The 22,040-nt window shown below is 67.3% G+C and carries 20 protein-coding genes; 9 read left to right on the plus strand and 11 right to left on the minus strand.

Annotated elements, in window-relative coordinates; translation table 11 throughout:
* Positions 1-69: 69 nt before the first annotated feature.
* The 7 genes from JHC99_RS08725 to JHC99_RS08755 all read right to left on the minus strand — a co-directional run bounded on the left by JHC99_RS08725 (position 70) and on the right by JHC99_RS08755 (position 5,697).
* Positions 70-624 carry a sigma-70 family RNA polymerase sigma factor gene (locus JHC99_RS08725; protein WP_292153430.1) on the minus strand — a complete coding sequence of 185 codons (555 nt, stop codon included), beginning with the start codon at positions 622-624 and terminating at the stop codon, positions 70-72.
* Between the two features lie 79 nt (positions 625-703).
* On the minus strand, positions 704-1,108 hold the full coding sequence (locus tag JHC99_RS08730) for a DUF2177 family protein (protein ID WP_271146685.1): 405 nt from the start codon (positions 1,106-1,108) through the stop codon (positions 704-706).
* Between the two features lie 7 nt (positions 1,109-1,115).
* The gene (locus tag JHC99_RS08735; RefSeq protein WP_292153433.1) at positions 1,116-2,141 is read right to left on the minus strand and encodes a cyclopropane-fatty-acyl-phospholipid synthase family protein; all 1,026 of its coding nucleotides are present in this window, start codon (positions 2,139-2,141) and stop codon (positions 1,116-1,118) included.
* A 10-nt stretch (positions 2,142-2,151) separates the two neighbouring features.
* Complete coding sequence (locus JHC99_RS08740; protein ID WP_292153434.1) at positions 2,152-2,973, minus strand: DUF1295 domain-containing protein; 822 nt, start codon at positions 2,971-2,973, stop codon at positions 2,152-2,154.
* Positions 2,974-2,982: 9 nt separating this feature from the next.
* Positions 2,983-3,501, minus strand: a complete 519-nt coding sequence (locus JHC99_RS08745) for a lipocalin family protein (RefSeq protein WP_292153436.1) — start codon at positions 3,499-3,501, stop codon at positions 2,983-2,985.
* A complete protein-coding gene (locus JHC99_RS08750) occupies positions 3,494-4,303 on the minus strand; it encodes a DUF1365 family protein (RefSeq protein WP_292153438.1) in 810 nt (269 codons plus the stop codon). The genes JHC99_RS08745 and JHC99_RS08750 overlap by 8 nt, the downstream gene beginning before the upstream one ends.
* Entirely contained in the window at positions 4,300-5,697 is a 1,398-nt protein-coding gene (locus JHC99_RS08755) for an FAD-dependent oxidoreductase (protein ID WP_292153439.1), read from the minus strand. Before JHC99_RS08755 ends, JHC99_RS08750 begins: the two co-directional genes overlap by 4 nt.
* 187 nt (positions 5,698-5,884) lie before the next feature.
* Here JHC99_RS08755 and JHC99_RS08760 point away from each other — a divergent pair, with 187 nt between their 5' ends.
* Complete coding sequence (locus JHC99_RS08760; protein WP_292153440.1) at positions 5,885-7,105, plus strand: cyclopropane-fatty-acyl-phospholipid synthase family protein; 1,221 nt, start codon at positions 5,885-5,887, stop codon at positions 7,103-7,105.
* Between the two features lie 71 nt (positions 7,106-7,176).
* A complete protein-coding gene (locus JHC99_RS08765) occupies positions 7,177-8,025 on the plus strand; it encodes a Ku protein (RefSeq protein WP_292153442.1) in 849 nt (282 codons plus the stop codon).
* Positions 8,026-8,046: 21 nt separating this feature from the next.
* Here the strand turns inward: JHC99_RS08765 and JHC99_RS08770 are convergent, their stop codons facing one another.
* The 3 genes from JHC99_RS08770 to JHC99_RS08780 form a co-directional block, all read right to left on the minus strand.
* Positions 8,047-8,211 carry a hypothetical protein gene (locus JHC99_RS08770; RefSeq protein ID WP_292153444.1) on the minus strand — a complete coding sequence of 55 codons (165 nt, stop codon included), beginning with the start codon at positions 8,209-8,211 and terminating at the stop codon, positions 8,047-8,049.
* Between the two features lie 78 nt (positions 8,212-8,289).
* Entirely contained in the window at positions 8,290-10,911 is a 2,622-nt protein-coding gene (gene ligD, locus JHC99_RS08775) for a DNA ligase D (protein ID WP_292153445.1), read from the minus strand.
* Positions 10,908-11,933, minus strand: coding sequence for a DNA topoisomerase IB (locus JHC99_RS08780; RefSeq protein WP_292153447.1), 1,026 nt, complete (start codon positions 11,931-11,933; stop codon positions 10,908-10,910). Before JHC99_RS08780 ends, ligD begins: the two co-directional genes overlap by 4 nt.
* Before the next feature lie 141 nt (positions 11,934-12,074).
* On the opposite strand from JHC99_RS08780, the gene JHC99_RS08785 reads away from it, so the two are divergent.
* The gene (locus JHC99_RS08785) at positions 12,075-13,874 is read left to right on the plus strand and encodes an acyltransferase family protein (protein WP_292153449.1); all 1,800 of its coding nucleotides are present in this window, start codon (positions 12,075-12,077) and stop codon (positions 13,872-13,874) included.
* A gap of 123 nt (positions 13,875-13,997) precedes the next feature.
* Positions 13,998-15,920 carry a glucans biosynthesis glucosyltransferase MdoH gene (gene mdoH / locus JHC99_RS08790; RefSeq protein WP_292153451.1) on the plus strand — a complete coding sequence of 641 codons (1,923 nt, stop codon included), beginning with the start codon at positions 13,998-14,000 and terminating at the stop codon, positions 15,918-15,920.
* 146 nt (positions 15,921-16,066) lie between these two features.
* Here mdoH and gcvA read toward each other — a convergent pair whose 3' ends face one another.
* Complete coding sequence (gene gcvA / locus JHC99_RS08795; RefSeq protein WP_292153452.1) at positions 16,067-16,996, minus strand: transcriptional regulator GcvA; 930 nt, start codon at positions 16,994-16,996, stop codon at positions 16,067-16,069.
* Positions 16,997-17,120: 124 nt separating this feature from the next.
* Here gcvA and cysG point away from each other — a divergent pair, with 124 nt between their 5' ends.
* The 5 genes from cysG to JHC99_RS08820 form a co-directional block, all read left to right on the plus strand.
* Entirely contained in the window at positions 17,121-18,521 is a 1,401-nt protein-coding gene (gene cysG, locus JHC99_RS08800) for a siroheme synthase CysG (protein WP_292153454.1), read from the plus strand.
* Positions 18,518-18,796, plus strand: a complete 279-nt coding sequence (locus tag JHC99_RS08805) for a DUF2849 domain-containing protein (protein WP_292153456.1) — start codon at positions 18,518-18,520, stop codon at positions 18,794-18,796. Before cysG ends, JHC99_RS08805 begins: the two co-directional genes overlap by 4 nt.
* Positions 18,796-20,478: a nitrite/sulfite reductase gene (locus JHC99_RS08810; RefSeq protein WP_292153458.1), complete on the plus strand. Its 1,683-nt coding sequence runs from the start codon at positions 18,796-18,798 to the stop codon at positions 20,476-20,478. Before JHC99_RS08805 ends, JHC99_RS08810 begins: the two co-directional genes overlap by 1 nt.
* A complete protein-coding gene (locus JHC99_RS08815; RefSeq protein WP_292153460.1) occupies positions 20,465-21,577 on the plus strand; it encodes a phosphoadenylyl-sulfate reductase in 1,113 nt (370 codons plus the stop codon). The genes JHC99_RS08810 and JHC99_RS08815 overlap by 14 nt, the downstream gene beginning before the upstream one ends.
* Positions 21,578-21,750: 173 nt before the next feature.
* The coding region (locus tag JHC99_RS08820; RefSeq protein ID WP_292153462.1) for a pyridoxal-phosphate dependent enzyme at positions 21,751-22,040 on the plus strand (290 nt) is incomplete at its 3' end.

A 22,040-nucleotide genomic window follows, 5' to 3' on the forward strand; every position in this document is an offset into this window, starting at 1 on the left:
CGGCCGTCAGCACGCCCAGTGAATATTCGGCTGCGCGTTCGTCAGGGAAAGGGAAGTCGGTTGTGTCGGTCATCCGCCCAGGCAAGCCTTCAGCTTCATCAGGGAGCGTCGAATCCAGCTCTTCATCGTGCCGGTCGGGACGCCGAACACCTTGGCCACGTCCTCATAGGTGCGGCCCTCGAAAAAGGCGGTGCGGATGGCCCTGGCCTGCGAATCCTCCAGCTGGTCCATGCAGACGTCCAGCCGGGAGGTCTGTTCGGAGCGCAGCACGGCCCCCAGACCGTCCTCGGCGTCGTCCGGAACCTCGTTGGCATCGTCGATCGGGCGGGTGGTGCGGCGGCCGACCTGGCGCTGGCGGTCGATGGCGCGATTGCGGGCCATGGTCGCCAGCCAGGTGATCGGGCTCGCACGGTTCTCGTCGAACGTGCCCGCCTTGGACCAGACGCTGATATAGACTTCCTGCAGCACGTCCTCGGCCTCGCTTCGATCGTTCAAGATACGAAGGACCACCCCGAATAGTTTCGACGACGTCGCATCGTACACATCCTGAAGCGCGGATCGGTCGCCGCCGGCCACGCGGCGCAGGTTTAGCGTCAAGGTCTGACGACTGATGTCGGCGTCCATGCGTCGGCGTCTGTATATCCGTTGATCGTCAACGCCTTCGGTCGCACGGCGGCGCAGCGACCGCAAGCAGACTTAGCGATCAGCGCACCAGCAGGCGCGATCCGAAATAGCCTGCGAGCGCGGCCGTGCAGCTGATGAAAGTGCCCCAGGCCATGTCGGCGAGGGTGATGTGCAGGGCCCAGCGCGTCAGCGTCGCCTGGTTGGTGAGGTCATAGGTCGCATAGGCCACGAAGCCGAACACCGCCCCGTTGATCGCCGCCCGGCTCCAGCTCTGTTCGTTCAGGGCCGGGACGACGGCCAGGAAGGTGATCCCGAACAGGAAGATGAAATAGAAGGCGCCGGCCGCGACAAAGTCGACCTTGGTTCGCATCCAGTCGCCGAGCACGGGGCGGTACAGCCTGTCGCCCATCATGGTCAGCCAGACGACGTCGAGCACCAGCATGGCGATGGCGGACGATCCATAGGCGGCGATGTATTTCAGCATGGGATCCTCAGGCCTTCTTCAGGCGATAGTGGCTGACGCCCCAGACCGTTCCGTCCGAGTCGCCGAACAGGCCGGCGGTGGCCATGTAGAAGCGCCGCCAGCGCCGGGTCCAGAGGGCGGCCTGATCGCCATAGACCTCGGTCATGATGGCACGGACCTCGTCGGCATTGGCGTCCATGTTCTCCAGCCAGTGGTCGGCGGTGCGCTGGTAGTGGGTGCCGGACCAGCGCCACTGGTCGTCGATGGTCAGGATATCGGCATACTGGCGCATCAGGCCGTGGCTGGGCATGACGCCGCCGGTGAAGAAATGCTGGGCGATGAAGTCTGAATCGTCCGAGACCTCGAACCGGTACGGCTGGTCGACGTGGCTGAAGACGTGGATGAACATCCGGCCGTCGGCCTTCAGCCAGCCCGCCGCCTTGGTGAGCAGGGCACGCCAGTTGGCCATGTGCTCGAACATCTCGACCGAGACGATCCGGTCGAAGGTGCGGTCGATGTTGAAGACGTTCATGTCGGCGGTGATGATGGTCAGGTTGGTCAGGCCGCGCCTGGCCGCCTCTCCGTCGATGAAGGCCTTCTGGCTGTGGGAGTTGGACACGGCCGTAATCGTCGAGTTGGGGTAATGCTCGGCCATCCAGAGCGACAGCGAGCCCCAGCCGCATCCGAGTTCGAGCACCGCCTGGCCGTCCTGAAGGTCGGCGTGTTCGCAGGTGATCCGCAGGGCGCTGGCCTCGGCCTGGTCCAGGGTCGCGGTCCGGGTCTCGTAGAAGCAGCTGGAATATTTGCGGTGCCTGCCCAGGCAAAGCTCGAAGAAGCGTGCGGGTAGCTCGTAGTGCTGTTCGTTGGCGGCGTCGGTGTGCTCGGCGACCGGGCGGGCGGCCATTTCGCGAGCGAACTCGGCCTCGACGTCGGCGGGCGGGGTCTTCAGGGCCTTGCGCGCGTTCGCTACCAGCAGGGCGATGGCGGGGCGGGTCACGAAGTCCGGAAACGGCGCGTCCTGGAGTTTGTTGACGCTGTTGGCGAGCAGGCTCATCGGGCGGTCCTCAGGAGGCTTTGGAAGGGCGGGGGAAGAAGGCCCCGACGCGGTTCTGGTAGTCGGCGTAGGCCTGGCCGCGCGATTTCAGCATGGCGGCCTCCAGCGGGGGCACGCCGGTCAGGCGGGTCAGGATCAGATACATGACGATCGGTGCGATCAGGGCGGCCCAGCCCCAGGGCCAGCCTCCGGCCCCCGACTGACCAAAGAGGTCGATGGCCATGACCGGATAGGCGACCCAGCCGAACCATTCGAAGACATAGTTGGGGTGACGCGACAGACCCCAGAGGCCCTTGTCCATGATCTGGCCCTTGTTGCCCTTGTCGGCCTTGAAGGCCTTCATCTGCTGGTCGGCGATCCCCTCGCCGGCGATGGCGACGGCCAGGATCACGGCGCCGACATAGTCCGTCAGCATCAGGCCTTCACCGGGCCGCAGCGCCGCGGCGGCGATGGAGGCACACAGCAGGGTCGTGGCCGGGGCCTGGACGATGGCGAGCTGGAACAGCCGCTTGGCGAAGGTGGGGCCCCACTCTTCCTTGAGCAGTTTGTAGCGGGTGTCTTCCTCCTTAGTGCGGGCCACGCGGATGGCGATGTAGGCCCCCAGCCGGATCGACCAGACGGCGACGAGTACGGCGACAAGGATCTGGCGCGCGCTCGGGCCATCGGCGTCCCAGGCCCAAGGGGACAGGGCGACGATCACGCCGGTCAGGCCGGTGCCGAAGGTCCAGAAGACGTCGGTCCAGCCGGCGTTGCCGGTTTTCAGCACGGTGGCCCAGGCCGTCGTCATGACGACCAGCATGAACACGAGAGCAAAGGCGAGGGCGAGAAGCACGGCGGCGTCCTATCGGCTGATCAGCTGGCGGGTCGGCAGGCCGAGGCGGCCCATCCGCGCGATCAGCTCGGTCTTCTGGGCGGCGCTCATGGTCGGGCTGCGCGACAGCAGGGCCGGGAACTGGCCGTCGGCGGTGGTGGCGATCATCCACGAATAGTCGGGGGCGATGTCGATGACCCAGTAGCGCTGGCGGATCAGGCCGCCGAAGAAGCTGGCCTCCCATTTGGCATTGGTGGCGGTGTCGAGGACGCGAGCGTTTGTGTTGACGGTGGTCGCCCGGCCGGTGCGGCTGCCGCGATGGCAGGTCTGGCTGATGGCGAAGCTTGTGGCGTTGCGGCGCGACCAGACCTGGCTGGCGGCCCAGCAGTCGCGCTGGTGATCGTTCGGGGTGCGGGCGATCTCGTACCAGCGGCCCATGAAGCGATCGACGTTGATGGTCGCGCGCGGCTCGGGGGCCTGGGCCAGGGCGGCGCCGGCGGATCCGGCCAGCAGGGCGAGGGCGACGGCGATGGAATGAAGCTTACGCATGGTGACCTCGGGGTTCGGAGACGGCGCCGACGGTGACGGGATAGGCGGGTGTGACGCCGCCGCGCAGGCGCAGGCCCTTGAGCAGCAGTCGCACCGCCTCCCAGTGGATGCCGGCGATGACCTTCAACGTGAGCAATGGATGGGTGATCCAGGCGGCCAGCAGGGTTCGATCGGTGATCTCGGAGCGGTGCGCGTTTAAGGCGGTGTAGAGGATGGGGCCGTCCGCATCCTCGACCGTGATGGCGACGGAGGCGGCCTCTCCGGGCGCGCCCTTCGGCGGGGTCACGGCGAAGCGGTAGGCCAGGTCCATGTCCATGAAGGGCGAGACGTGGAAGGCCTTGTCCACGGACTGTCGGACGGGGCCGGAAGTCTGCTCGACCGGCATGAGATAGGAATGGCGACCGCCGAAGGTGTTGGACACCTCGTACAGAATGGCGCTCAGCCGCCCGTCCGCCGCGTGGCAGAAGAAGACGCTGAGCGGATTGAAGCCGTAGCCCAGGATGCGGGGCATGGTCAGAAGCTGGACCGGGCCGCCGCCGGCGATCCCGGCCTCGGCCAGGCGGGTCGCGATCTGGGTCTTCAGCGGCGTGTCGGAGCGGTCACCAAAGTCCGAGGCGCGCATGGTCATCAGGCCGAACCGGCCGGAAGCCAGCCAGCGCAGACGCTTCACCAGCCCGTCCCATTCATCGAGGTCGAGCAGCAGCATGAAGACGCGGTATTTCAGGGCGTGGACGCGCGGGCGGGTCCGGCGGTGGAACACCGTGCCGGCATAGAGGCCAGAGCGGAGGCCCGTCTGGATCATTCGGCCGCGAACGCCATGTCTTGACCGGCGGTGATCGCCGGCGTGGTCAGCGGGATGCGGCCGCTCTCGTTCTCGACAGTCCAGGGCCTGCGCACGCCGCCGATAGCCTCGGCGACGGCGAGGCCGGCCTGCAAACCGTCCTCGTGGAAGCCCGAGCCGAACCAGGCACCGGCGAACCAGGTGTCGTTGACGCCCTGCAAGGACCACAGGTCGCTTTGCGCGGCCAGAGCGGCGGCGTTAAAGATCGGGTGGTCGAACTCGCGATCGACCAGCACTGTCGCCGGGTCCGGCTCGCGCTCGGGGTTCAAGGTCACGAACAGATTGTCGCCGGGCAGGCCCTGCAACAGGTTCATCCAGTAGGTGACGCTGGGCTGACCCGCGTCGCCCGCCGCCGGTTGCTCGCCGACGTAGTTCCAGGCGGCCCAGGCATTCCGACGGCGGGGCATCAGAGCGGTGTCGCGATGCAGGACGACGCGGTTCCTGCTGTATTCGATCGCGCCCAGCAGCCGCTGTTCCTCTGGGCTCGAGTGTTCCAGCATGGCGAGGGCCTGGTCGGAATGGCAGGCCAGAACGACACCGTCATAGGAGCGGCGCTCGCCGTTGGCGAAGATCGTCGCCCGGCCCGGCGTCCGCTCGATCAGATCGACCGAATGGTTCAGCAGCACCTCACCCCGGAAGGCGCGGGTCAGGGCATCGACATAGGACCGACTGCCGCCGTCGACTGTCTTCCAGTTGGGCTTCAGATCGACCTCGAGCAGGCGATGGTTGCGATAGAAGCGCACGAAGGCAGCGGCCGGATAGTCAGCCATCTGGCGCGATGACGACGACCAGATCGCCGCCGCCTGGGGCAACAGATGCAGATCGCGGAAACTCTGACCGTAACCTTTACGATCCAGGTAGTCGCCCAGGGTTATTAGCGACCGGTCGAGCTCGGGCAGGTCGGCCTCGGCCTCGCGGTGGAAGCGTTTCAGATCGGCCAGCATCCGCCAGAATTCGGGGTTGGCCAGGTTGCGCTTCTGGGCGAACAGACCCTTCAGGCCGTGACTGGAATACTCGAACCCGCCCGCGTCCATCGACACAGCAAAGGACATATGGGCCGGTTTGGCGGCGACGCCCAGATGGTCCAGCAGGGCCGTGAAGTTCGGATAGTTGGGCTCGTTGTAGACGATGAAGCCGATGTCCACCGCCGTCATGCAGGACCCGCGCTGGTCGAAGTCGGGTGCCTCCACCGTACAGGCATGGCCGCCGACCCGGTCGCCGGCCTCGTACAGGGTGACGTCATGGTGTTGTGACAGCAGCCAGGCTGACGAGAGACCAGACACGCCTGACCCGACGACCGCCAGCCTGCGGCGGACGGACGAGGGCTCTTGATGCGGCGGGATGCGGTCGTACATGAAGCCCTGCGGTATCGGTGTTTCTGACAGTCGGGCTCAGCTACGTGTGGCGTCGCGATCCGGATGCTGGGATAGCTAAGCTTGAGCGGGAGCGAAAGTTCCAGACAAGCCGCGCATCCGTTCGGAACACGGTGCGTAGCTGTTCGTGGGGTTGCGGTTTGCGTCCTGGTGCGTGGAGTGAAGACAGATGACGGCTCCCCTGGTGGACGACGCTCAAGGCCGGTTCGGGTTCGACCTGCCTCGCCCCAACCGCATCCTGCTGTGGGCCTTTCGCGCCGCCGACAAGGACTGGCAGGGGCGCGGCCTGACCATGGTCATGCCCGATCGCCAGGAGCATCATTTCGGACCGCCGTCGCCGGACCGGGCCGTGCTCGAAATCCGTGACTGGGGCTTCATCCGCCGGATCGTGGCGGGCGGAGCGATCGGCCTGGCCGAAAGCTATATGGCCGACGAATGGCGCACGCCCGACCTGGCGCGGACCCTGATCGTGCTGGCGGACAATTTCGACCGGCTGGGCAAGCTGACCAGCGGGAACGCCCTGGTCCGCGCCTTCAACTGGGTGACCCACAACCTGGGGCGGATGAATACGAGGGCGGGATCGAAGAAGAACATCGTCGCCCACTATGACCTCGGCAACGACTTCTATTCGCGCTGGCTCGATCCCTCGATGACCTATTCGTCGGCGCTGTGGACGCAGGGCAGCCTGTCGCTGGAGCAGGCGCAGCATGAGAAATACGCGGCCCTCGCCCGGTCCATCGACCTGCAGCCCCACCACCGGGTGCTGGAGATCGGCTGTGGCTGGGGCGGATTCGCCGAATATGCAGCCAGGGAGATCGGCTGCTCCATCGTCGGCCTGACATTGTCTCCGGCGCAACAGGCCTTTGCGATAGAGCGGATGGCCAAAGCGGGCTTGTCCGACCGTGTCGAGATCCGGCTTCAGGACTATCGCGACACGCCCGAGACCTTCGACCGCATAGTCTCCATCGAGATGTTCGAGGCGGTCGGCGAGCAGTGGTGGCCGACCTATTTCAAGGTGGTGCGCGACCGGCTGGTCCCCGGCGGCCGGGCGGGATTGCAGATCATCACCATCCGCGACGACCTGTTCGAGGCCTATCGGCGCGAGGTCGACTTCATCCAGAAATACGTCTTCCCCGGCGGGATGCTGCCGTCGGAGCCGCGCCTGAACCAGGAGACGGCGGCGCAGGGGCTGGTCACCACCGAGACGCGGCGGTTCGGCGCCGACTATGCCCGCACCCTGGCCCTGTGGCTGAAGCGGTTCGACGAGACCTACAGCGGCATGGACGCGACGTTCGACCGGCTGTGGCGGTTCTATCTGGCCTATTGCGAGGCGGGGTTCTCGACCGGTCGGACGGACGTGGTGCAGGTGTCCCTGGTGCGCCCGAACTGACGCTTTTGAGCCGAGTCTGAACCAACCGCCGCGCTTCGCATTGCGAGTCTGCAATTCGAGGAGCAGCGATCATGGCCGCACGACCCACCTGGCAGGGACATCTGAAGCTGTCGCTCGTCACCTGTCCGGTGGCGCTCTACACGGCGACGTCGTCGTCGAGCGAGATCCATTTCAACCTGATCAACCCCGAGACCAACAACCGAATCCGCATGGTGCCGACCGACCCCGACACGGGCCCGGTCGAACGGTCCAGCCTGGTGCGGGGCTACGAGGTGTCCAAGGACGAATATGTCCTGTTCGACGACAAGGATTTCGATCAGGTCCGGCTGGAAAGCACCCGCACCATTTCCATCGACAAGTTCGTCGATGAGACGGAGATCGACCGGCTTTACTGGGACGATCCCTTCTATGTCGTGCCGGAAAAGGGCGCCGGCGTTGAAGCGTTTGCCGTCATCCGCGACGCCATGAAGAAACAGGGCAAGGTGGCGCTGGGCCAGCTGGTGCTGCGCGGCAAGGAGCGCCAGCTGGCGCTGGAGGTGCGGGGCAAGGGGCTGGTCGCCTATACGCTGCGGGCCCACGAGGAGGTCCGCGACGCCGGCGACTATTTCGACGACATCCCGACGGTCAAGGCCGACGCCGACATGGTCGAGATCGCCGCCCGCATCATCGCCCAGAAGGAGGCCGAATTCGATCCGACCGAGTTCAAGGACCGGTACGACGACGCGCTCCGCGACCTCATCAAGTCCAAGACCAAGGGCGGCAAGGGTGTTGTGGAGGTGGAGGAACCGGACGACACCAATGTCATCGACCTGATGGAGGCCCTGCGGAACAGTCTGAAAGGGTCGGCGACGGGAGCGAAGAAAGCGCCCGCCAGGAAGGCGGCGACCAGGAAACCGGCCGCGAAGACGAAGGCCGCCTGAGCGCGGAGGGGATGAACGGAGTCAGGCCAGCGAAATCAGGCGTGGCGTGGCGGTCATGGACTGGGCGTCAGCGTCGAACTGGGCTGCCATGGCGATGATGCGGTCGCGGTCCACGCCACTGGTCATCCACTCCGCACGACGACGAAACGAGCGCGCGCGGTTTCTGAGGTTTTCGATCTGGATCACGATAGGTCCCTCCCCGGGACCCTCATACAACCCGCCCGGGAGATCATCGTTCCGTACCAATGTCCGAAACCGGTCATTTCAAGGAGTTGTGGCTGACCCCATGGCCTTGATCGCCGGTGTCAGACTCGTGGCCCCGGCGCGGAAATCCTTCCACGGATCGGCCTTCCTGAGCAGGGCTTCATAGGTCCAGAGATTGAAGGCCGTGGGGTCCAGACCGGCCCTGACCTGGGTCCATGACAAGGGGAAGGCGATCCCTGCGGCTGGGCGGGCGCGGGGCGACCAAGGCGCGACGGCGGTGGCCATCCGGCCATTGCGCAGATAGTCGAGAAAGATTTTTCCGCCCCGGGCCTTCTTGGCCAGGGTGGTGGTGAAGCGGTCGGGGGCGTCGGCGCGGACTGCCTCCGAGACGGCCTTGGCGAAGGCCTTGTTCTGATCCCAGGTGATCCGGCTGCGGGCGTCGGTCCTGATCGGCACGACGACGTGCAGCCCCTTGCCGCCGGTCGTCTTGACGAAGGGGTTCAGGCCCAGGGTTTCCAGTTTCGCCTTCACCACCCGGGCGGCCGAGATCACGTCGTTGAAATCCAGCCCCTCGTCGGGGTCGAGGTCGAAGGTGATCTGGTCCGGGATTTCGGGCTCGCCCGGCGCGCAGCCCCAGGGATGGAGTTCCAGCCCGCCCGACTGGCCGATCGCGACCAGGCCGCCAGCATCCACGACCGAGACATAGGGTTTGCGCTCATTCACGTCGATCAGCTTCAGCCGGGGGTTCGAACCGGGCATGGCGTGGCGCTGGAAGAAGGTCTCGCCGCCGATGCCTTCGGGGGCGCGGATGATCGAGGTCGGGCGATCACCGACATGGGGCAGGATGCGGTCCGCGACCGCCTCGTAGTAGCGGGCGAGGTCGGCCTTGGTGATGTCAGGACGGCCTTCGGTGCCGGGCCACAGCACCTTGTCCGGGTTCGACAGGGTGACGCCGGCGACCACGACCTTGCCGGGCTTTCCGCCGAGTTTCAGCTGGGGCGGGGGCGAGGCCTTGACGGTGCTCTTCGTGCCGGTCGCGTCCTTCGGATCGACCGGGGCCTGCGGCATGGCGTCGACCTCGGCGGCGGTCTTGTCCTCGCGCAGGCCCTTGAAGGCGGCCTGACGCAGGGAACCGCTGTCGGTGTAACCGCCGTGCTCGATCTCGGCGACCAGCACGGGCTTGAGCCAATGTATCGTGCCGCCGGCGGAGGACTTGCGCGGGGCCCCCTTGCCGACGAAAGGGCTGTGGTCGGCGGCCTGGGCCTTGAGGGCGGGGAGCAGGCGTTTGACCACCGCCTCGGAATAGCCCGTGCCGACGCGGCCGAGGTGGCGCAGCCCCTTGCCGGCGGTCTTGTCCACGTCCTGGACGCCGACAATCAGGGAGCGGAAGCGGTCGCCCTCGGATGTCCAGCCGCCGATGACCACCTCGTCCCTGCCCCGGCATTTCGACTTGACCCAGGTCGAGGATCGCCCCGCGGTGTAGGGGGCCGTGAGGTCCTTGGAGATGACGCCTTCCAGGTCCATCCGGCAGGCGCTGTCGAGCACGGCCTGGCCGGTCGTGGCGAAATGATCGACGTAGCGGATGCGTTTGGCCGCCGTCTTCGGGATGCGGTCGATATAGGCCTGGAGCCGCGCCTTTCGGTGCGACAGGGGCAGTTTGCGCAAGTCCTCCGGCCCGTCGAACAGCAGGTCGAAGGCGAAAAAGATCAGCCCCCCGGTGTCGCCGTCCGAGATCGCCGCCTGAAGCGCCGAAAAGTCCGGCATGTGGTCTTCGGCGAGGGCACACAGCTCGCCGTCAACGACGCCGTCGGGCCATTTCGCGGCGTCCGTCGCATGGGCCGCGAACCGATCCGACCAGTCCAGTCCCTTGCGGGTGCGCAGGGTCGCCTTCCCGCCGCCAACGCTGACCTGGATGCGATAGCCGTCGAACTTGATCTCGTGGGCCCAGCCGGCGCCGCGCGGGGGATAGTCGCCGACCTTGCAGAGCTGGATCGGGACGAAGGCCGGGGGTTTCTTGAGCGGCGCGGCTGCGGCTTTCGGTCTGGGCGGTGCCTTTCGGCCGGTGGGCTTGGACGACGTCCACTGTTTCCGGCCCTCGGCGATCTGGGCCATGGTCCGGCCCGAGGTGACCGAGGCGTCGATCTCCATATTGGCGTCGCCCTCGCCGTCGACGGTGAAATCGTCGATCTCCTTGATGAGCAGCCAGTTGTTGCGCTTGGACGGTTTTCCCCGATCGCCCTTGAGCCGGATCAGGGCCCATTTGCCCTTCAGCCGTTCGCCGTGCAGGACCATCTTGACCTGCCCCCTGGCGAAGGCAGCGTCGAGGTCGGGTTCCTGGGGCTCCCAGCTGCCCTCGTCCCACATCTGGACCGTGCCGGCGCCGTAGTTTCCGGCCGGGATCGTGCCCTCGAACCCGCCGTAGTCGAGCGGGTGATCCTCGACCTCGACGGCCAGGCGTTTGACGGTGTGATCGCGCGACGGGGCCTTGGTCACGGCCCATGATTTCAGGACGCCGTCGACCTCGATGCGGAAGTCGTAGTGCAGCCGCGTCGCCGCGTGGCGCTGGATCAGATAGCGGAGCGGCGCGCCTTTTTTCGCCTTCGCCTTCCTGCCCTTGGGCTCGGGCGTATCGGCGAACCGGCGCTTGGCCTGATAGGTGTCGAGTTCGCCCTTGGCGGTCATGCGCCGGGGGCTTTCAGAAATTTCGCCAGGGCCTTCTCGAATCCGGCGGTCTCCGCGCCCGGCAGGACCTCGGCCATCCGTCCGCTCTGGTAGAGGTCAAACACGGCCGGGTGGACATAGGACGAGCGGCAGACGGTCGGGGTGTTGCCGAGCAGGCCGGCCGTGGCCTTGACGCAGACGGTGATCGACCGTTTCACGGCGGTCGGCGAGGTCGGGGGCTCCATGCCGCGCAGGGCCCGCGCCGCAGACACCGTGCCGGCCCAGGTGCGGAAATCCTTGGCCGAGAACTGTTCGCCCATGGCGTCGCGGATATAGGCGTTCACGTCGTCGGATGTGACGGGGCACAGATCGCCGTCCTCATTGCGATACTTGAACAGGCTCTGGCCCGGCAGGTCGCGCAGGGATCGGACGACGGTGGCGAGGCGACGGTCGCGGACGCTGACCCTGTGCTCGACGCCGCTCTTGCCCTTGAAGGCGAAGGTCAGGCCGGTGCCGTCCACGGCCAGATGGCGCTTGTGCAATGTGGTCAGGCCATAGCTGCGGTTCTGCTTGGCATAGACGGCGTTGCCGACCCGGATCAGGGTGATCTCCAGCAGTTGCACGGCCGTGGCCAGGACCTTGGCCCGGCACGCCCCTTTCAGGGCCATGTCCGCCTCGACCTGTTTGCGCAGGCGCGGCAGGGCGGCGGCGAAGGCGGGCAGTTTGTCGAACTTGTTGGAGGCGGCGTGGGTGCTCCAGCCGTCGTGGTAGCGGTATTGTTTGCGGGCCTTCACATCACGGCCGGTGGCCTGGATATGGCCGGATGCGCGCGGACAGATCCAGACGTCGGTCCAGGCGGGCGGAATGGCCAGCATGCGGATGCGGTCCAGAACCTTCTCGTCGGTGACCGGCTGACCGTGGGCATCCAGATAGTCGAAGCCCTTGCGCGACACCTTGCGGGTCAGGCCCGGCCGGTCGTCGGAACACCAGGTCAGGCCCTTGGGAGCCGACTCGGTGGGAAATTTCGCCAGTCCGTCCGCCATCGCCGTCCCATTCGCCCGATCAGAGGCTGGCGAACGCATCATCGACGACGCCGTTCCTGAAGCGGCTGATCGGCCGGCGGGCCCCAGGGTTGCGGCACCTGCACCGTGGACAGGCCGCCGTGCCTCGCCCATAGGGACGCCGTGAGCGCGCCCCCCTCTTCGTCACGCCGATACGATCTCGACTGGCTGCGCGTCGGGGCCTTCGCCCTGCTGATCTTCTACCATGTCGGCCTGGCCTATGGCGTCTACGACTGGCACATCCATTCGACCCATACGCTGTGGTGGATGCGTGAGGGGGTGCTGGTCACCAACCCGTGGCGGCTGACCCTGCTGTTCCTGGTCTCGGGCGCGGCGATCCGGTTCATGACCCTGAGGAAGACGCCGATGCAGGTGGCGCGGCTGCGCGTGGCCCGGCTGGCACCGCCCCTGATCTTCGGCGTGCTGGTGCTGGTGACGATCCAGTCGTGGATCGAGGCGCTGGACAAGGGCGGGTTCGACGGCGGCTATCTGGCCTGGCTGGGACATGAGTTCGGCCCGTCCGGCCTGGCCGACGGGGTGCCGCTGAATCATCTGTGGTTCGTCCTCTATATCGCGGTCTACAGCGCCGTGATCGTGGCCCTGATGACCCGCCCGACCTGGATCGAGGCGGTCGAGAACCGGATGGGATCGATATTCGCCGGCCGGCGCATCCTGATCATCCCCGCCCTGTGGCTGATCGGGGCGAGGGTGCTGCTGTTTCCGTCGTTCGGCCTGACGAATGTCCTGTGGTGGGACTGGTACAACCATGCCCAGTCCCTGGCCGCCTTCCTGTTCGGCTTCTTCGCCGTGCGCCAGGTCTCGATCTGGCGCGATCTGGAGCGGTTCCGCTGGGTGGCGTTGAGCGTAGCGGCCGTCGCCCTGCCGCTGATGATGCTTCAGGTCGCGCATCCCGGGGGCGGAGCCTTCGGGGGCGTGCCGCGCAATATCGTGGTGGCCGTCGACCAGTGGGCCGTGATCGTCGCCCTGCTGGGGTTTGCCAGCCTGCATCTGCGCGACAAGGGCGGCCCGGTGCTGACCTATCTGAACGACGCGGTCTTCACCCTGTATCTGGCGCACCAGACGGTGCTGGTCTGCGCGGTCTGGCTAATCCGGCCCGCCGTCCTGCCCGTGTGGATCGAGGCGCCCTTGCTGGCCGCAGTGACCTGGGGGGCCAGTTTGCTGATCTATGAGATCGTGCGGCGCATTCCGCTGCTGCGCCCGATCTGGGGGTTGCGGCCCCTGCCCGGCCGGCCGACCCTGGCCTGGCTGACGCCTGGGCACTGGTCGCATGTGAGATTCCGGCGGCGGCGTATCCTGCTGGCCATCGGGGTCATGGCGCCGGTGCTGGCCTTCGCGGCCGTCGGGGTAGCCATCCTCGCCTATCCCGGCTTCGACAATGCCCGACAGTATCTGAGCGAGCTCGGCAATGACTCGGCCGCCAACCCCATGATCTTCAACGGCGGTGTGTTCGTCGCGGGCGTGATGGCCGGTTTCGCCGGGGTCGGCTTCGGACTGGCCGTCAGCGCCATCACCCGGGCCCACATCACCGGCTGGCTGATCGGCATCGTCTTCGTTCTCGCCGGTGCTGGCCTCGCCCTGTCGACCCTGTATCCCTATCCGGACCCGCGCCATCAGGTGATCAACATGGCCCTGGGCATTCAGGTCGCGCCCCTGCTGCTGCTGTGGGGGCTGGCCGGGACGAAGGAGATGCCGCGGCTGAAGGCGTTCCTGACACTGACCTTCGTCGTGATGACGATCCTGACCGTCATCACCCATCACCTCGTCCTGCCGGGCACGGTCAATCCAGCCAACGTCGGCTGGTGGGAACGGGCCTTCGCCGTGGTGCTGGTCACCTGGGTCGGGGTCACAGCACTGATCCTGGGGCGTCACCTGCACCGACGCGCGGCCGACACGGAAATGTGAAAATCACGGGACAATCACGACTCCGTGATTGATTTTCACGAGAATGCGTTCATGCTGCGGTGCAGTAGCCTGGCGCACCTTCCTTCCCATCGCGCACCGGTCTCCGGGATATCAAGAGACGCCATGAACAGTCTGGCCCTGCGCAGCGATGTCCTGGACGGCGCCGTCGATTTCGGCGCGGACGCCTGGGCTCCTGACGATGCCCCGCTGGCCATGCCACGTCAGTCCTTCGAGGAGAGCGCGCCGGCTGCGCCCGTCGCGACTTCGCCCCGGAACGTGGCCTTGCGCCGTCTGGTGCTGGCCGGTGCCACGACCCTGATCACCGTTCTGGCCGCCATCGCGCCTTTCATCCTGTACGGCCGCAAGGGCTGGGACGGGCTGGAAATGCTGGCGTTCGGCCTGTTCCTGATCCTGATCGCCTCGATAGGCTGCTGGTTCGCCAACTCCGCCATCGGCCTGTGGGTGCTGATGACCAACCGCGAGCAGGAGGACCTGTCCTTCTCGCCGCACCCCGAGGCTCCGACCAGCCGCACAGCCCTGCTGATGCCGCTGTACAACGAGGACGCCCACGCGGCGCTCGGTCGGCTGCACGCCATCGACGCGGGTCTGGCGCGCCTGGGGGTTTCGGACGCCTTCGACCTGTTCGTGCTGTCGGACACCAACAAGCTCGACGCCCTGATGTCGGAACAGGCCGTGTTCGCGGGCTTCCGCCTGCGCACCCATTCCCAGGCCTTCTATCGCCACCGCGAGCTCAACGTCGAAGCCAAGTCCGGCAACATCACCGACTGGACCCGCCGGTTCGGCGGCGCCTATGAGTTCATGATCGTGCTGGACGCAGACTCGACCATGGCCGGCGAGACCTTGCTCCGCATGGTCGACGCCATGGAGCGCAATCCGCGCATCGGCCTGATCCAGACCGCCCCGACCATCATCAAGGCCCAGACCCTGTTCGCGCGCGTTTCGCAGTTCAGCGTCAAGCTGTACGGCCGTGTCGCCGCCGCCGGACTGGCCTGGTGGACGGGTGCCGAGGGCTCCTACTGGGGTCACAACGCCATCCTGCGCACCCGCGCCTTCGCCGAGGCCGCCGGCCTGCCGGTCCTGCCGGGTGTGAAGCCGTTCGGTGGCCATATCATGAGCCACGACGTGGTCGAGGCCGCCCTGCTGCGCCGCGCCGGCTGGGGCGTCCATGTCACCGCCGCCCTGGACGGGTCGTGCGAAGAGACCCCGCCGACCATCACCGACTTCGTGCGTCGCGAGCACCGCTGGTGCCAGGGCAACCTGCAGCACCTGGCCCTGCTGGGCGCGCCGGGCCTGACTGGCGCCAGCCGGACCCAGCTGTTCATGGGCGTTCTGGCCTATCTGGCCTCGCCGCTGTGGTTCGCGTCGCTGGTGACCGGTCTGGTGATCCAGCTCTATTATCCGATCGACTGGGCCTCGTTCTTCTACTTCCTGAAGCCCCAGTTCACCCCCTTCATGCTGGCCTCGGTGCTGGCCGGCGTGCTGCTGATCGGGCCCAAGATCATGGGTGCGGTGCTGGTGCTGTCGCGTCCGCGCGAGCGCCGGGCCTTCGGCGGCGGTCGCCAGATCGTCAAGGGGATGATGGCCGAGATCTTCCTGTCGGCCACACTCGCTCCGATCTTCATGGTCGCCAACACGGTCGCCGTGACCAAGATCCTGATCGGTCAGGACGCCGGCTGGCACTGCCAGCAACGCGACGCCGACGGCGTGTCGTGGAAGGACGCCTTCCGCTCGATGCGCTGGCAGATGGGCACGGGCCTGGCGTTCTGTGCCGCGCTGGCATTCCGACCGGACCTGGCCACCTTCTTCATCCCGATCGTCGGTCCGCTGCTGCTGGCCGCCCCGATCGTGGTCTGGACCTCGCGCCGCGCCTCCGGCAAGGCGTTTGCCCGCAATGGCTTCCTGGTCACGCCCAAGGGCGACGAACAGAGCGCCACGCCTTCGGTCCTGCACGGCCCGGTTCGGCCGAGCCCGCTGACCGACGGTGTCCGCGTCGCGGCCCTGCGCGCCGCGATGCAGAACGCGTGATATCCCGTCACCCTCGGGCTTGACCCGAGGGCCGGACCATCGGCAGGCAGTGCAGAAGGACGGCGCACGACCATCGTGCACCCACCGTTCGTTCTCCTCGCACAACGTCCGATCCTCGGGTCAAGCCCGAGGATGACGGCGTCCGGTTACAACTGCCCCATCTGGTTGTCGTGATGCACAGCCTGCGCCTTAAGCCACGCGACAAACGCGGTGGCGCTGGGAGACGGCGGGCGGTCGCGTGGCAGGACGACGTGATAGGCGAATCCCACCGCCTCGCTGCCGTCCGGGAAGGGCGCGACCAGACGGCCTGAGGCCAGGTCCGCCTGGGCCAGGGTGCGTTTGGCCAGGGCCACGCCGCGTCCCGCCGCCGCCGCCTCGATCAGCATCGACGACTGGTTGAAGCGCGAGCCCTTCCTCGGGTCCGAATGCTTGACCCGCCGCGCCTTGAGCCACATTGCCCAGTCCGGCCGCGAGGGATCGCCGTCGTTGGACATGTCGTGCAGCAGCACGTGCCCGGCGAGGTCGGCGGGGGTCCGGATGGGCTTGTCACCGGACATCAGGGCGGGCGCGATCACCGGCAACACCGTCTCGGTCATCAGCCGTTCGACGACATGCCCCGGATAGTCCCCGGGGCCGTAGCGCACGGCCAGGTCCGCCCCGCCCTCGCCCAGCACGGCGGGTTCGAGGTCCGCCGAGATCCACACCTCGATCTCCGGGTGGGCCGTATGGAAGTCGTCCATGCGCGGCATCAGCCATTTGGCGGCGAACGACGGCGTCACGCTGATCGAGACCTGTTTCTTCTTCGGCGGTTCGCGCAGCAGGGACGAGGCGTCCATCAGCCGCTCGAATCCCTCGCGCAGCAGGGGCACGGCACCGCGACCCAGGTCGGTGAGTTGCAGCCCCTTGGCCTCGCGCTTGAACAGGGGGCCACCGACGATGTCCTCGAGCAAGCGAATCTGCTGGCTGACGGCGCCCGGCGTCACCGACAGCTCGTCGGCGGCCCGGCTGAAGTTCAGGTTTCGCGCCGCGCTTTCAAAGGCGCGCAGGGCGTTCAGGGGAAGGAGCGGTCTGGCCATGGCCGTTAGAAATCCTATCAGGCCGACAAAGACAATCTGATTTGTGCGGCGCACCCCACGGGCGGAGTGTGATCGCACGACCCACGGCAGGCTAGCCCCTCCGATCGAGGCCGGCGGAGCAGTCATGAGAGTCTTTCTAGCATCCATTCCCATGGACGGCGCCCGCGTCGTCATCGTCGGTGACGGCGAGCCCGCGCTGGCCAAGCTGAGGCTGTTCCAGAAGACTCCGGCCGAGTTGGTGTGGTTCGCACCGGACGGAGCCCCGACCGGCCCCGGTGCCGCGCAGGGCGGGACGGTGGCGATCGAACGCCTGCCCACAGCTGAAGACATGGCCGGGGCCCGGCTGGTCTTCATCGCCATCGAGGACACCGATCTGGCGACGGACCTGGCCGCCCTGGCCCGTGCGGCAGGGGCCCAGGTCAATGTGGTCGACAAGCCCGCGCTCAGCGATTTCCACACCCCGGCCCTGATCGACCGTGACGAGGTCGTGATCGGCATCGCCACCGGCGGCTCGGCCCCCATCCTGGCCCGCGACATCCGAAGCCGGATCGAGGCCGTTTTGCCCGCCGGCCTGACCGAGGTGGCGAAGCTGGCGCGGGACCTGCGCGACACCGTCATCGCCTCGGTGCCCGACTTCATGGCGCGCAGGCGTTTCTGGGAGAAGGCCTTCCGGGGGCCCGCCGCTGACCTGGCCGCCGCCGGTCGTACCGCCGAGGCACGGCGCGAGATGATGCGGCTGCTGAACGCCGCCAGTGAGATCACCACAGGGCCAGACCAAGGTGTCGTCCATATCGTCGGGGCCGGTCCCGGCAATCCCGAACTGCTGACCCTGAAGGCGCTGCGGGTGCTTCAGGACGCCGACGTCATCATCCACGACAAACTGGTCCCCGACGCCATCCTGGACCGCGCCCGCCGCGACGCCCACCGCCTGTACGTCGGCAAGAGCCGCAGCCATCATTCGGTGCCACAGGACCAGATCGAGGCCCTGATGGTCGAGGAGGCGAGGAAGGGCCAGCGCGTCGTCCGGCTGAAGGGCGGCGATCCCTTCGTGTTCGGACGCGGCGGCGAGGAACTGGAGGCCATGCGCAAGGCCGGCGTCCCCGTCTTCGTCGTGCCCGGGATCACGGCCGCGATCGGCTGCGCGGCCTCGGCCGGCATTCCCCTGACCCACCGCGACATGGCCCAGTCGGTGACCTTCGTCACGGCCCAGGAAAAGCCCGGCGGTATCGCGCCGGACTGGTCACGACTGGCAGGGCCGAACCAGACCCTGGCCGTCTATATGGGCGTCGGCCGCGCGGCCGAGACCGCCGCCAGCCTGATCGCGGCGGGTCGTGATCCGGCCACCCCCGTGGCGGTGGTCGAGAACGGCAGCCGCCCCGACGAACGGGTCATCACCGGATCGCTGGCCGATCTGGGTGGGCTGGTGGCGCGCGCCAATCTGACCGGCCCGGCCCTGCTCTATGTCGGCGAGTGCGCGGCGTTCAGCGCGGCGCAACTCGATGTGCGCGCGGAGCTGGTCGCATGAAGATCGTCACCGCCAACCGGCTGTCGGACGGCCGCGTCATCTATCTGGGCGCCGACGCCGCCGTGGTCGAGGATCTGGCCTCGGCCGCCCTGTTCGACGGAGAAGCGGCCGATACGGCCCTGAGCGCCGCCGCGTCGCAACCCGCCACCTGGGTCAATCCCTATCTGGTCGAGGTCACGGGCCACACGCCGTCCGGGCGTGACCGGCTGAAGGAAACCATCCGCTCGGCCGGACCGACCGTCGGCAACAGCCTGAACCACCGCGAGCCCGCCTGATGTACCGTTACGACGAGTTCGACCATGCCCTGGTCAAGGAGCGGGTCGCCGAGTTCGCCGATCAGGTCGCGCGGCGCGCTTCGGGTGCCCTGACCGAGGACGAGTTCAAGCCGCTGCGGCTGATGAACGGGGTCTATCTGCAACTGCACGCCTATATGCTGCGCGTCGCGGTGCCTTACGGGGTCCTGAACGGTACCCAGATGCGGCGGCTGGCTCACATCGCCCGGACCTATGACAAGGGCTATGGCCACTTCACCACGCGGACCAACATCCAGTTCAACTGGCCGGCCCTGACCGACCTGCCGGCGATCCTGAGCGATCTGGCCGAAGTCGAGATGCACGCCATCCAGACCAGCGGCAACTGCATCAGGAACGTCACCACCGACGTCTTCGCCGGAGCAACGGCCGACGAGCTGGAGGACCCGCGCCCCTGGTGCGAGATCCTGAGGCAGTGGTCGACGATCCACCCCGAGTTCTCCTTCCTGCCGCGCAAGTTCAAGATCGCGGTGATCGCGTCGGAGACCGACCGCGCGGCCATCCGCACCCACGACGTCGGGCTGCAGATCGTGAAGGGCGAGGACGGCGGCACGGCGTTTCGCGTCTTCGTCGGCGGGGGTCAGGGGCGGCTTCCGCACATCGCCCAGGAGATCGCGACGGTCCCGGCCGCCGACCTGCTGGCCTATCTGACCGCCATCGTCCGGGCCTGGAACCTGGAGGGGCGGCGCGACAACATCCACAAGGCGCGGATCAAGATCCTGGTCGCCTCGCTGGGCATCGACGCCTTCCGCGAGAAGGTGGATGCGCATTTCGCCACCCTGCGCCGCGACGCCCTGGCGATCCCACAGGACGAGGCGGATCGCATCAAGGCCTATTTCGCCCCGCCGGAATTCGCCGACCTGCCCAAGGTCAGCGCGCCGTTCGACCGCGCCGTCCTGGCCGATCCCGACTTCGCCCGGTTCAGCCGCAACAATGTCCGACCGCACAAACAGGCAGGATACGCCAGCGTCATCATCTCGCTGAAGCCGCTCGACGGAGTGCCCGGCGACATCACCGACGCGCAGATGGATATCGTCGCCGATCTGGCCGAGCGGTACGCGTTCGACGAGGTCCGGGCGGCCTATGAGCAGAACCTGGTCCTGCCCCACGTCCGGCTGGACGACACGCCTGCCCTGTGGCGCGAGTTGCTGGCGGCGGGGCTGGCCACGCCCAATGCCGACCTGGTGACCGACATCATCGCCTGCCCGGGGCTGGACTACTGCTCGCTCGCCAACGCCCGCTCGATTCCGGTCGCACAGGCCCTGTCGAAGCAACTGGCCGACCTCGACTATCAGGAGCGGGTCGGGCCGGTACGGATCAACATGAGTGGCTGCATCAACGCCTGCGGCCACCACCACGTCGGCCATATCGGCGTGCTGGGCGTCGACCGGAAGGGCGAGGAATACTACCAGATCACGGTCGGGGGTTCCCCCGACGAACAGGCGGCGCTGGGCGAGATCGTGGGCCGGTCCCTGCCCGCCGACGAGGTGCCCGGGGCCATCACCCGGGCTCTGGATCGCTATCTGGAGATCCGCACCGAGGGCGAGCGGTTCATCGATACCGTGCGCCGGACCGGGGCCGAGCCGTTCCGCCAAGCCATCTATGCGCCCTTCTCGAACCCGGAGGTCGCCGATGTCGCCGCCTGAACTGGAATATCTGGACGGCATCCAGAACGGACCACGCCTGTCGGTCACGACGCCGCTGGATCAGGTCGAGGCGGCGGCACAGCTGACCGATGTGCTGGTGCTGGAGTTCGAGGCGTTTCGCGACGGGCGGGGCTTTTCGCTGGGTGCGATCCTGCGCGAGCGCGGCTTCACCGGTCGGCTGATCGCCGCCGGCAAGATCCTGCCGGATCAGGCGCGTCATCTGCGCCGTTCGGGCTTCGATGCGGTCGAGTTGAACCCCGGGGCGGACAGGACGACGTGGGAGCGGATGGATCATGCCTTCGACGCCGCCTATCAGGCGGCGATCGATCCGGTTCCGACCATCTGGCAGCGACGGGCCGCCGCGAGGACCGCCCTGCCCCCAAAGCCTGACGGCGATCTGCATGCTCTGGCCGCGCGCCTGAATGAACAGGTCGCCGGACAGGGTGCCGAGGCGATCCTGAAGGCAGCCCTCGACCCGGCCCTGGGCCTGAAGACCGCCGCTATCTCCTCGTTCGGGGCCGAGGCCGCCGCTCTGTTGCACCTGATCTCGGAAGAGAAGCCCGACCTGCCCGTCGTGTTTCTGGAGACCGGCCAGCATTTCTTCCAGACCCTGCAATACCGGTCGCAGCTGACCGCCAGCCTCGGCCTGACCGATGTGCGGCTGGTCACGCCGGATGCGCAGGAAAAGGCCGACCTCGATGCCCGCGACGACCTGTGGAAGACCGACGCCGACGCCTGCTGCGACCTGCGCAAGACCCGGCCGCTGGCCCGCGCCACGGTCGGCTTCACCGCCCTGATCACCGGTCGCAAGCGCCATCAGGCCTCGACCCGTGCGACGCTGAAACCCTTCGAGGTTCTGGACGGGGTGTTGCGCGTCAATCCGCTGGCCGACTGGTCTGCCGAGGACGTCGAGGAGCATCTGGTCGCCCACGCCCTGCCCCGGCATCCGCTGGTCGAGCAGGGATACCTGTCCATCGGTTGCCACACCTGCACCCGCCCGGTGCAGGAAGGCGAGGATGCGCGCGCCGGTCGCTGGTCGGGGCTGGACAAGACGGAATGTGGTATCCACGTCGAACGCCGCGAGCGGATCGCGGCCTGATCCATCGCCGCCGTCACCCTCGGGCTTGACCCGAGGGCCAGACGGTCATCATTCAAGACGAGGAAGAGACGCACAGCGGCCGTGCGTCACTCTCCTGTTCTCCTCGCCCAACGTCCGATCCTCGGGTCAAACCCGAGGATGACGGCGATGGCGGTACTGAAAGACTTTCCATCGTGTCCACCCAGACGACCACCGCCTCCATCACCGACCTGATCGGTAACACCCCGCTGATCCGGCTGAACCGCCTGTCGGACCTGACCGGCTGCGAGATCCTGGGCAAGGCCGAGTTCATGAACCCCGGCGGCTCGATCAAGGACCGCGCGGCCCTGTCGATCGTCCAGTCGGCGCGGGCCTCAGGCGCGCTGAAGCCCGGCGGGACCATCGTCGAGGGCACGGCGGGCAATACCGGCATCGGCCTGGCCCTGGTCGGCGCGGCGCTCGGCCATCCCGTCGTCATCGTGAT

Origin of the sequence: Brevundimonas sp. (assembly GCF_016463485.1) — a bacterium.
In the GTDB taxonomy this organism is placed as follows: Bacteria; Pseudomonadota; Alphaproteobacteria; order Caulobacterales; family Caulobacteraceae; genus Brevundimonas.